At 45.5% G+C, this 11,670-nt stretch carries 10 protein-coding genes and 4 tRNA genes; 6 read left to right on the forward strand and 8 right to left on the reverse strand.

Going from position 1 to position 11,670, the window contains the following annotated elements; translation table 11 throughout:
• Window positions 1-370: 370 nt before the first annotated feature.
• Genes AZH43_RS17255 through AZH43_RS17265 form a run of 3 tightly spaced genes read left to right on the forward strand, consistent with a single transcriptional unit; the run spans window position 371 to window position 2,533 of the window.
• Window positions 371-826 (forward strand): YfiR family protein, encoded by a 456-nt coding sequence (locus tag AZH43_RS17255; protein WP_227509848.1) that lies wholly within the window; start codon window positions 371-373, stop codon window positions 824-826.
• Window positions 823-2,046: a sensor domain-containing diguanylate cyclase gene (locus tag AZH43_RS17260; protein WP_067672495.1), complete on the forward strand. Its 1,224-nt coding sequence runs from the start codon at window positions 823-825 to the stop codon at window positions 2,044-2,046. The genes AZH43_RS17255 and AZH43_RS17260 overlap by 4 nt, the downstream gene beginning before the upstream one ends.
• 7 nt (window positions 2,047-2,053) lie before the next feature.
• Window positions 2,054-2,533, forward strand: coding sequence for an OmpA family protein (locus tag AZH43_RS17265; RefSeq protein WP_067672498.1), 480 nt, complete (start codon window positions 2,054-2,056; stop codon window positions 2,531-2,533).
• A 121-nt stretch (window positions 2,534-2,654) separates the two neighbouring features.
• On the opposite strand, the gene AZH43_RS17270 is transcribed toward AZH43_RS17265, so the two are convergent.
• The 8 genes from AZH43_RS17270 to secA all read right to left on the reverse strand — a co-directional run bounded on the left by AZH43_RS17270 (window position 2,655) and on the right by secA (window position 9,033).
• Window positions 2,655-2,731 (reverse strand) — tRNA-Pro (locus AZH43_RS17270).
• A gap of 3 nt (window positions 2,732-2,734) precedes the next feature.
• Window positions 2,735-2,810: transfer RNA gene (locus AZH43_RS17275), tRNA-His, on the reverse strand.
• 46 nt (window positions 2,811-2,856) lie between these two features.
• Window positions 2,857-2,933: transfer RNA gene (locus AZH43_RS17280), tRNA-Arg, on the reverse strand.
• A 47-nt stretch (window positions 2,934-2,980) separates the two neighbouring features.
• A tRNA-Pro gene (locus AZH43_RS17285) sits at window positions 2,981-3,057 on the reverse strand.
• Window positions 3,058-3,209: 152 nt separating this feature from the next.
• Entirely contained in the window at window positions 3,210-4,277 is a 1,068-nt protein-coding gene (gene nadA, locus AZH43_RS17290) for a quinolinate synthase NadA (protein WP_067672501.1), read from the reverse strand.
• A 154-nt stretch (window positions 4,278-4,431) separates the two neighbouring features.
• A complete protein-coding gene (gene argJ, locus AZH43_RS17295) occupies window positions 4,432-5,652 on the reverse strand; it encodes a bifunctional glutamate N-acetyltransferase/amino-acid acetyltransferase ArgJ (protein WP_067672504.1) in 1,221 nt (406 codons plus the stop codon).
• A 159-nt stretch (window positions 5,653-5,811) separates the two neighbouring features.
• Window positions 5,812-6,168 (reverse strand): hypothetical protein, encoded by a 357-nt coding sequence (locus tag AZH43_RS17300; protein WP_067672507.1) that lies wholly within the window; start codon window positions 6,166-6,168, stop codon window positions 5,812-5,814.
• 135 nt (window positions 6,169-6,303) lie between these two features.
• The gene (gene secA / locus AZH43_RS17305; RefSeq protein WP_067672510.1) at window positions 6,304-9,033 is read right to left on the reverse strand and encodes a preprotein translocase subunit SecA; all 2,730 of its coding nucleotides are present in this window, start codon (window positions 9,031-9,033) and stop codon (window positions 6,304-6,306) included.
• Window positions 9,034-9,368: 335 nt separating this feature from the next.
• Between secA and AZH43_RS17310 the strand changes: the two genes are divergently transcribed.
• The 3 genes from AZH43_RS17310 (at window position 9,369) to AZH43_RS17320 (ending at window position 11,662) form a co-directional block, all read left to right on the forward strand.
• Window positions 9,369-10,010, forward strand: a complete 642-nt coding sequence (locus AZH43_RS17310) for a peroxiredoxin (protein ID WP_067672513.1) — start codon at window positions 9,369-9,371, stop codon at window positions 10,008-10,010.
• A gap of 252 nt (window positions 10,011-10,262) precedes the next feature.
• Window positions 10,263-11,081: an MBL fold metallo-hydrolase gene (locus AZH43_RS17315; RefSeq protein ID WP_067672516.1), complete on the forward strand. Its 819-nt coding sequence runs from the start codon at window positions 10,263-10,265 to the stop codon at window positions 11,079-11,081.
• Complete coding sequence (locus tag AZH43_RS17320) at window positions 11,078-11,662, forward strand: dual specificity protein phosphatase family protein (protein WP_067672519.1); 585 nt, start codon at window positions 11,078-11,080, stop codon at window positions 11,660-11,662. The genes AZH43_RS17315 and AZH43_RS17320 overlap by 4 nt, the downstream gene beginning before the upstream one ends.
• Window positions 11,663-11,670: the final 8 nt, after the last annotated feature.

The raw sequence follows: 11,670 nt of genomic DNA on the forward strand, positions 1-11,670 counted from the left end.
AAGCTAGGTCGKCTATMCTACTCTCTTTCGATGAATAGTCAACAGGTTTTGTTGATTATTTTTAAACTCCCTCAAGATTCTCAGAATCAACCACTTCTGGCCAACTCCTTGTTTCTCAACAAGTTTTAATCAACATCACCGCCGATGGATGTGCATTCTACAGCATTCCCTACCAGACGCAACCCCATTTCTTAATTATTTTCACCACATGTCTTTTTTTTAATCAATTTACTATTGATACGTATTATTATTGCTCTGTTTCACCTAATATGAGCCGAAATTTAGATTCATTTACTCTTAACACCTATGAACTTATTTTGAAATGCTCTCAAATATCAACAAGAAAATATCATGCATCTGCGCGCTTTTATTGAGCACCACGTCATTTGCAGATTCCAATACTAGCCTTTACAGCACCGTATTTTCCATTTTAAGTTATGCAAAATGGAATACCCCCACACCTGAAATATGCGTGATCGACAATTCAGCACTTGCACAGCAGTTTTTAAAACATTCGCCGCAAACTACTGAATTTAAAATTGCCAGCATTAAAAGCCCTGCAATCAAAACCGCCGATTGCCAAGTTTTAGTTTTTTCAAATTTATCACCCAAAGCTGAACAGCATCTTTTAGATACAGCAGCTACCTTCCCCTCACTATCTATCAGCACAAATAACAATGAGTGTGAATTAGGAAGCGCTTTTTGCCTTTATCCCCGCGGCGCCAGCTATGCATTCAAAGTTAATTTAGACAGCCTGTCCCAATCAAAGGTGCATATTGACCCGCGCGTTTTGCTTCTTGGCAAAAATATGGAGGACACCCCATGAAACCTCTATACCGCCCTATTACCCTGCATCAATTATTCACACGCTCTCAGCTCACTATTTTTGTACTGACTTTCACAATTTGTTCTGCGATTTTTCTGGTGATATCAACCTATACAATGAACGCTTATGCAAGAAGCAGCCTGCATATTTTAACCGCCGCCTTAAATGAACGCGTTCAGCCAGCTGTTGTTTTCAATGACCAGCTCACCATAAATCAAATTCTGAACGAATATATTAAAAAGCACCCCATTCGTGCTATTGAGATCAGCACCTCAAACAACACACTTTTAGCACATGCCGAACAAAAAGATATTAAGCGCGTTTCAAGCCAGACCTTTCTAGATCATCTATTCTACAGCCAGCCGATCAATGCAGAGATTCACCATAACGGACAGAACTTTGGCAAATTAACCGTTTATGGCAACTCATCAGAATTGGTCATCTTTTTTCATAAAATTATTTTAGCGCTTTTAATCGGCTTTCTGTTATTGCTGGCAACCGCATATTGGTCTGTTCATTCCGTTTATCAATACCTTATGCAGTCGATACGCACCATTGTAGAGTCCGCACAGACCATCAGCGTAAAGAAAAACTACAATATGCGCGTTTCCAATTCAGATATTCAAGAACTTCAAGCCCTCAGCACCGCTTTCAACGGATTATTGAGTGAAATAGAACAATCCAATTACAACTTAATGACCGAAAACAGCAAGCTTCAGCATCAGTCGAAACACGACCCGCTGACACACTTGCCAAACCGCAGCTTCTTCTATCAAGAATTATTTAAATTATTTGATGCAACGGACACCCTGCATGCCGCAGTTTTACTGCTGGATCTCAATCACTTCAAGCATGTAAACGAAAAATTTGGGCATTTAGCCGGTGATGCTGTATTGCGCGCATCCACCTATTGCATCAAAAAAGTATTGCCCGAAAATGCTTTTTTCTCACGCCTAGGCGGGGATGAGTTTGCCATCATCATTCCAAACATCAATGTCACTGCCGAAATCAACCATTATTGTCAATGCATTCAAGACTGCTTCAGTTCTACGTTTATTTTTGAGCAGCAGCGCATTGCCTTAAGCATCAGCATCGGCGCGGCCTTTGCACACAAAGCCAAAACCCCTGAAGAACTCATCTCAAATGCGGATCATGCACTCTTCAAATCCAAGCAATTAAATGAAAAGTGGTATATTTATCCTAAGCTCAACAAAAAATAGGCACTCCATGTTAAAAAAAACAGCAGTAATTTGTTTGATTTTTACATTAAGTTCAATTTTAAGCGCATGCATGAACTTAGGACATCTCAATTACAAACAAGCCAAGATGCTCAAAAAAGAAGGCTTTGTGCTGACGCAAGAGGGATGGACGCTAGCCTTGCCTGAGCGCCTGCTGTTTAATTTTGATGATTATGAAATTAAGCATTATCAGCAAAATAAATTAATGACGCTTTCCAGCCAATTGCACCAATACAATTTAGAAAAAGTGAAATTTGTCGGCCATACCGATAATATTGGCCAAGCCAGCTACAATCAGCAACTGTCCGAGAAGCGCGCACAGAGTGTCGCCGATATTTTTCTTGTGCAGGGTTTTAAAGCAAATAATATTCAAATTATCGGGCGCGGTTCAGATGCCCCATTAGTCGACAATGATACTGAAGAACACCGTGCGCAGAACCGCAGGGTCAATATCACAATTATTCCTTAAATTTTTATTATTCAAGAAAAAGCCTCCATTAAGGGAGGCTTTTAAAAATTCTACAAATACCGAATTTCAGGCATAAAAAAACCGCTTAACGCGGCATCTTTACTTGACCAATTTTAAAAATTGGTCGGAGCAGTAGGATTCGAACCTACGACCCCCTGGTCCCAAACCAGGTGCACTACCAGGCTGTGCTATGCTCCGAATTGGGGTGAATGATGGGATTCGAACCCACGACAACCGGAATCACAATCCGGGGCTCTACCAACTGAGCTACATCCACCGTCACATCGCTTTCTTCAGATTCTAAATATCAAGCAACCATAAAATGGCGCGCCTGACAGGATTCGAACCTGTGACCATCCGCTTAGAAGGCGGATGCTCTATCCAACTGAGCTACAGGCGCATGCTCGATGATACAGAATATCATGCGATTATTTTGCCTTGAGGAATTGGTCGGAGCAGTAGGATTCGAACCTACGACCCCCTGGTCCCAAACCAGGTGCACTACCAGGCTGTGCTATGCTCCGTTCATCTCAGCTTTTGTATCGAACATCTCGTTCGGTACGGGGTGCATTTTAGGCGCGACGCCCAAGGACGTCAACACCTATATTTAAAAAAAGTTAAAAAAATGCTTCAACCGCTTATTTATCAAGCATTTTAGGCATTTTTTAATCAACTCTCAGCGTTTCAGGCCAGCACTGAAGTTCAGCATGCGGTCCAGCGGCAGTTTTGCGCGTTCTGCTAATGCTGGATCGACGAATATTTCTTGATCGCCCTGCTGCAAAACCTGCAAAATTCCATCCAACTCATTCATCGCCATCCAAGGGCAGTGCGCGCAAGAACGGCACGTAGCTCCTTCTCCCGCAGTTGGCGCTTCAATTAAAGTCTTATGGGGTACCGCCTGTTGCATTTTATAGAAGATACCGCGGTCAGTTGCCACAATTAAATGTTCATTGGGCAACGTCTGCGCCGCCTTAATCAGCTGAGAAGTGCTTCCCACCGCATCGGCAATATCTATGACAGATTCAGGAGACTCCGGATGCACCAGCACAGCCGCATCTGGATAGAGCGCTTTCATATTGGCGATGCCGCGCGCGCGGAATTCTTCATGCACAATGCATGCGCCATCCCACAGCAGCATATCCGCACCAGTTTTCTTTTGAATATAACGCCCTAGATGCTGATCTGGCGCCCAAATGATTTTTTCACCCAAACTGTCCAAATGTTCAATAATTTCGACCGCGCAGCTTGACGTCACCACCCAGTCCGCCCGAGCCTTGACGGCAGCCGAGGTATTGGCATACACCACGACAGTATGGTCAGGATGCGCATCGCAAAATTGGGTGAATTCATCAACCGGGCAGCCCAAGTCCAGAGAACAGGTCGCTTCCAGTGTCGGCATCAGTACTGTTTTTTCTGGCGATAAAATTTTGGATGTTTCCCCCATGAATTTCACGCCTGCCACCACTAGGGTTGTTGCAGGATGGTCACGGCCGAAACGCGCCATTTCCAAAGAGTCAGAAACACAGCCGCCGGTCAGCTCTGCCAGTTCCTGCACTTCCGGATCACAATAGTAATGAGCCACAAGGACAGCGTTGCGCTTTTGCAATTCAGCTTTAATCAGCTCAAACTTTTCAAGCTTGGCTTCTTCCGTTAAAAGATGCTCCTTTACATCACCCAAACGATCTAAATGCGCCTGCACAATGGATTTAGCTTCATTGGCAATCAAATTGTTCGCATCATTCATAACAAGATCTTCTCTATCCTTATGCCCAACCTGTGTGATGGACTCTACCCAATTTACCGGCCTGTCATGGCGTTCAAGCTTTTTGACCAGTCATTAAAAAGTAACAGTTATAAAAAAGCCTCTCGACGGAGGCTTTTAAAGAAATCCAAATATATTAAGAACGGTAGTCTGCATTGATCTTCACATAATCATATGAAAGGTCGCAGGTATAGACCGTATCTTTTGCGCTGCCTCGGCCCAAATCGACACGGATGCTAATTTCCGTTTTCTGCATCTCGGCTGCGCCCGCCTCTTCTGTATAATCCTCTGCAGCGCCGCCATCTTTGCAAATTTGCACATCGCCCAGCCAAACCTGAATATTTTCAACATTCAGCTCAGGTACGCCTGCATAGCCAATAGCAGCCAAAATGCGGCCCCAGTTTGGATCCGATGCAAAAAGCGCTGTCTTCACCAATGGAGAATGCGCAATGCTGTACGCGACATCACAGCATTCTTGCGTGTTGCCACCGCCTTCCACCGCAACAGTAATGAATTTTGTTGCGCCCTCGCCATCACGCACAATCAGCTGTGCCAAACGCTTCATGACGCGGGTCAGCACTGCTGCGACGGCAGCATAGCGCACATCATCCTGCGAGGTGATTTCTATTCCGCCCGCCTGACCCGTGGCCGCAAAAATGCAGGAATCATTCGTTGAAGTATCGCCATCGATGGTAATGCGGTTGAAAGAAACATTTACAGCGTCTTTCAGCAGCTTCTGCACCAGCATACGGCTGATTGGCGCATCGGTTGCCACATAGCTCAGCATGGTTGCCATATTCGGACGGATCATGCCTGCGCCTTTAGAAATACCTGTCATGGTATAGACAATGCCATCCAGCTCGAACTGCTCCGATGCGCCTTTAGGGGTTGTATCTGTGGTCATAATGCCGGCAGCTGCATCAACCCAAGCATTTTCACACAATGAATCTAACGCAGGCTGCAAACCGTTCAGCAGACGCTCAATCGGCAGCTGTTCGCCAATAACGCCTGTAGAAAACGGCAGAACGTCAGCCGCCTGCACACCCGCCAATTCAGCCAGTTTCGCACAGGTCGCTTCTGCATTTGCCATGCCGGTTTTGCCTGTACCCGCATTGGCATTCCCCGTATTAATCACCAAATAACGCGGGTTGCCCACTTTTAAATGCGCTTTAGAAATGTGTACCGGTGCGGCACAAAAAGCATTTTGGGTAAATACGCCCGCTGCATTTGTACCTTCTGAAAATTCAAAAATGACCAGGTCTCGTCGGTTCTGATAACGCACATATGCTTCTGCCGAACCGATTTTCACCCCTTTTACCGCATGCATCTGCGGCATTGTTACGTCACCCACGGCCATTTTTAAATATCCATTACGGTTAATTAGTAAAAATACAGCTTAGTTCAAAATGGTTAAAAAATCGAGCTTCTGCTTTATTTTTAGCTGGTTTTTCATCACGGAAGATAAGATATAAAAAAACCAGTCATAAGACTGGTTTTTCAGATGTAAATCGCTGTATTAATTACGCGCCAATTGGCCTGCTTCATTCAGTAAAGCCTGCTTCGCTTTTTGCTGGCTTGCTTCAGACAATGCTGGATTAGAAGCCACAATACGATCAGCATTTGCAGAATTTGCAGCAGAAATTTTAGCTGTCTGCATCACGATCGGACGGTTTGGATTGGCAAAAGTATAGCGGATGCCTGTACGCGGGCTCGCAATAGTCACCTGACCGTCAGCGCCTACCTGAACCTGAGCAGTTTGAGCGCCAAGCGCCTGCTTGACTTTATCCGGAGTTGTTGTTTGAGCAGAATCCGCAAATGCTAATGCTGGCAATGCAAGAGCAGCAATCATCAACGGTTGTAATACTTTTTTCATTGTCTGTTCCGTTTCCAGTGATCAATGTGAAACTAAATAACATTTAATTCAGGGAACTGCAAATACTATTCGCCGCCTGAAAAGTTTAATCTACAAAATGAATCAGAGCCTTGCGGCCCTGATTCGATGCGTCACTTAAATTTTACCGTGACACTGTTTATATTTAAGGCCTGATCCGCAAGGGCAAGGCGAATTCCGGCTTTCTGGCGCCGCAACCTGCTGAGCATTTGACACAGGCGTAAATTGCGCATCCACTTCAGCAGCCGAAGCGTCTTCTGCCAGCAGGCCGTCAAATTCAGCATGTGACAGATTCAGGTGCATTGCATCAGCCTGCGCCTGCTTCTGCGCTTCCATTTCAGCCAGCTCTTCAGCCGTTGGAACATGAATGCGGGATATGTCTGTTACAACGTCGGATTTAATCACTGCAAGCATATTTACAAATAAATTAAATGCTTCTTTCTTATATTCCTGCTCAGGGTTCTTTTGCGCATAGCCGCGTAAATGAATGCCTTGACGCAGATAGTCCATAGCCGCCAAATGCTCTTTCCAATGGCGGTCTAAAGAGTTCAGCAAGAAATAGCGTTCCAGCTGCGCAGATGATTCTTCACCCATTTGCTCACGGCGGCCGTGGTAGCGCGCAAGGACTTCATCGGTAATGCGCTCAACCAAACCTTCTTCGTCTAAACGGCGGTCCTGTTCCAGCCACTCATTGATTTGCAAATCGATCGACAAATCTTCACGCAGGGCATTTTCAAGACCTTCAATATCCCATTGATCATGAATTGATTCAGGCGGCACATAATTGGCAATGACGCCTTTCATCACATCACGGATCATTTCTTCAATGTATTCCTGCAATGAATTTTCAGCTAAAACGTCATCACGCTGAGAGTAAATAATCTTACGCTGTTCATTATTTACGTCATCGTATTTCAACAGATTTTTACGGATGTCAAAGTTACGCGCTTCCACTTTACGCTGGGCGTTTTCAATTGAGCGCGACACCATTTTGTGCTCAATCGCTTCATCTTCCTGCAAGCCCATCGCACGCATCATAGCAACCACACGGTCGCCGGCAAAAATACGCATCAGGTCATCTTCTAGCGATAAATAGAAGCGCGATACGCCTGGGTCGCCTTGACGGCCTGCACGTCCGCGCAGCTGGTTATCAATACGGCGCGATTCGTGGCGTTCAGAACCGATAATATGCAAACCGCCTGAGTTCAGCACCATTTCATGGCTCTGTTCCCATTCTTCTTTCAGACGCGCTTCATCTTCAGCGGTCGGTTCTTCAATTTTGGCAAGTCGGGCTTTCCAATTACCGCCAAGCAAAATATCTGTACCGCGTCCTGCCATGTTGGTGGCAATCGTCACGGCGCGCGGAGAACCAGCCTGAGCGATAATATCGGCTTCACGTTCATGCTGTTTCGCATTCAGCACTTCGTGCGTAATACCGGCTTCTTTTAATTTATCCGATAGAATTTCAGACGCTTCAATGGTCGCTGTACCAATCAGAATCGGCGCGACACCTTCTTCATGCACGCTCTGAATTTCCTGAATAATGGCGTTGTATTTACCATTGCGGTTCAAATAAATTAAATCGTTTTCATCTTTACGGATCATCGGGCGATGTGTCGGGATCAGCACCACATCTAAACCGTAAATTTCTTTCATTTCAGCAGCTTCAGTATCTGCTGTCCCCGTCATGCCTGAAAGTTTTTTGTATAAACGGAAATAGTTCTGGAAGGTTGTTGTAGCCAGCGTTTGGTTTTCCGGCTGAATTTCCAAACCTTCTTTAGCCTCTACCGCCTGATGCAAGCCTTCAGACCAGCGGCGCCCCGGCATGGTTCGGCCTGTGTTTTCATCGACAATAATGACTTCGCCATCATGAATGATGTAATGCACGTTGCGCTGGTACAGATAATGCGCGCGGATAGCCGCTGAAACGTGATGCACCAAATTCAAATTGGCTGAGGAATACAGGCTTTCGCCTTCTGCCAGCAACCCCATCTGAATCAAGGCATCTTCCACTGTTTCATAACCGATTTCGGTCATTTCCACAGTACGCTGCTTCTCATCAATCCAGAAATGGCCGCCGTCCGGCACTTTTTCTTCTTTTTGCGGATGAAGTGTCGGCGGAATGGCGTTGATCGCGGCATACAGCTGAGAGGAATCTTCACTTTGACCAGAGATAATCAATGGCGTACGCGCTTCATCAATCAGGATCGAATCGACCTCATCAATGATGGTATATGTAAGGCCGCGCTGCTTTTTCTCTGCCAGTGAAAACACCATGTTGTCGCGCAGATAATCAAAGCCGAATTCGTTATTGGTCCCGTAGGTAATATCTGCACGGTACGCCTGCGCTTTTTCAGTCGGATCCTGCATTGAGTAAATAATGCCAATGCTCAGGCCTAAAAACTCAAACAGCGGGCGGTTCAGTTCAGCATCACGCTGCGCCAAGTAGTCGTTCACGGTAATGACATGCACGCCTTCGCCGCTGATCGCATTCAAATAACACGCCAGCGTACCCATTAAGGTTTTACCTTCACCGGTACGCATTTCTGCAATTTTACCTTCGTGCAGTGTAATACCGCCAATCAGCTGCACATCATAATGGCGCATTCCCATCACGCGTTTGGCCGCTTCACGGCAAACCGCAAATGCTTCCGGCAGCAGCTTATCCAGGCTTTCGCCTTTATTATAACGTTGTTTGAATTCTTCAGTTTTTGCAGATAAGTCTGCATCGCTGAGTGCAGATATCGTCGGCTCGAGCGCATTAATCTTGTCTACGATTTTACGCATGCGTTTGAGTTCGCGCTCATTTTTTGTACCGAAGATACCTCCGATCAGACTTGCCAACATGAATAGACTCTCTAAATCTTGCTTGTCAAATGAATATGTTTTCTTAGTCGTTATTATGGTGCTAGAAATTTGAAGTACAAGGGCTTTGCACAAAAACCCCTTAAAAAAACTAATCTCTAATTCCAGACATAGGAACTTAAGGCAAAGTAATGTAGCAAATTTTGTACAGCCGATATAGTCAATGCCCGATGACTTTCGGGATTTTTTCTATTGGCCCTGCATTTTCTATTTTCACTTTACTGATAAAGAAATACAAAAACAGTATTTTTCATAGTAAAGAAATTGCGCCATATTTATCAATATCGACATACAACTATACATTATGAGGCTTGAAAATGAGTTTACGCTTAGGAGACACCGCACCCGATTTCACACAAGAATCCAGTGAAGGTCCGATTCGATTTTATGACTATTTAGGTGACAGCTGGGGCATTTTGTTCTCACATCCTGCGGATTACACGCCTGTGTGCACCACAGAGCTTGGCTATACCGCAAAATTGAAAGATGAGTTTGCCAAACGCGGTGTGAAAGCCATTGCGCTTTCTGTGGATGATGTCGAGTCTCACCATGGCTGGATCAATGACATCAATGAAACCCAAAATACCACCGTCAATTTTCCGATCCTTGCCGACAAAGACCGTAAAGTGTCAACGCTATATGATTTCATTCATCCCAACGCCAGCGAAACGCTGACCGTCCGCTCTTTAGTCATTATTGACCCGAATAAAAAAGTCCGCCTGATTATTACCTATCCGGCATCGACTGGACGCAACTTTAATGAAATTCTGCGTGTCGTTGATTCTTTACAGCTCACGGATAACCATAAAGTGGCCACACCAGCCAATTGGCAGCAGGGTGATGATGTCGTGATTGTGCCATCACTAAAAGATGAAGACGAAATCAAGCAGCGCTTTCCAAAAGGCTATAAAGCGGTTAAGCCTTATTTGCGCTTAACGCCCCAGCCTGAGCAAAAATAAGCAGCGCAGAACCTTAGCAATTAAAATAGAACTGTGAGCCGGCTCAAAAGAGCACAGTTTTCAAGTTTATCTTACCGTTTCAGCCCATCAAGACTGCATGACGAGCCCGTCTTGACCTTCTCCGCAGCCTGCCCACCCGCAGGCTTTTTTTATCTCTTAAATAACATAACAGCCGGGCGCAAGACAAAATCAGCTTGGTGAAAATATAGGCTTCGGTTATAAAGGGCTGAATAATGTTAAAAACAAGATACTGTGATCTATAATATTCATCATTTACACTGCGGCACCATGTGTCCGGTATGCGGCCCGCTCTTTGGGCAAAACAGCCTGACTGCTCATGTGGTCTGCCACTGCCTGTTGCTGGAAACGGATCAAGGACTGGTGCTGGTTGATACCGGCTTAGGCGTACAAGACTATCTGCATACTAAAGAGCGCTTAGGCAGCTGGGTGGCCCGCACTGGGCGCATCGTCAACAATTTAGAATTATCTGCAATTGCGCAAATTCAGCGCTTGGGTTTTCAGCCCAAAGATGTCAAGCATATACTGCTGTCGCATTTGGATTTTGATCATGCAGGCGGTATTTCTGATTTTCCGCACGCAACGGTGCATCTCTTGTCAACCGAATATAACGCCGCGCAAAACCTGAAGTCCCTGAAAAGCAAGGCCCGGTATAAACCGCAGCAATTCCAGCAGCACCGCTACTGGAATTTTTTAGAGCCCGTGCAAGGTGAAAGCTGGCATAACCTGCACCGTGTTCAGGGGTTTCAGCTGTTTCAGGATGAAATCCTGCTGATCCCTCTACCTGGGCACACGCTGGGGCATTGCGGCATCGCTGTCCGCAAACAGGACGGCTGGCTGTTTTATTGCGGAGATGCTTATTACTCGCACTTAGAATTAAACTCCAAACACCCGCTGAAAGCACTCAACCAATTAGAACGGTTCTTTGCCGCAGACAATCAGCAGCGCATTGCCAATTTAGAAAGAATTAAAGTTCTGTCGCAAACAGAGCCCCGCATTGAAATTATTTGCGCGCATGATCCGATTGAACTAGCGAGATACGCCTCTAAATGAAAACACTTGTACTCGCGCTTACGCTGTCTGCATGCTTGACAGGCTGCATGACGGCTGCTGTCTGGCCGGACCAGCAGCGCCCTGAAAACTGGGGAACCGTTATTGAAGCCAAGTCCAACTTTTATCAAATCAGCCCGTTCCTCTACCGCAGTGAGCAGCCTGATCATGAATTGCTGCCTTTGCTCCAAGCTCAAGACATACAAACCGTCATTAATTTAAGATCGCGCAATGCTGATCAGAAAACATTATCTGGCTACAATTTTCAATTGGTGCATATCCCAATCAATACATGGTCGATTTCACGGGAAGACTTGCTGCAGGTCATGCAAATGGTTCAACAGGCAGAACGCAGCCACAAAAAAGTATTGATTCATTGCTATCACGGTTCAGACCGCACTGGCGCGAGTATTGCCATGTATCGAATTATTTTTGAAAACTGGTCCACAGCAGATGCTTTGAATGAAATGAAGCATGGCGGCTACGGCTTTCATCCTGTTTGGAGCAATATTGAAAAACTATTCAGTCCTGAAAATATAAAATGGATCCGCCAGCAGCTGGAGGATCCATCTCATATTGAGTAATCAGCAAA

This window comes from Acinetobacter pragensis (assembly GCF_001605895.1).
GTDB lineage: Bacteria > Pseudomonadota > Gammaproteobacteria > Pseudomonadales > Moraxellaceae > Acinetobacter > Acinetobacter pragensis.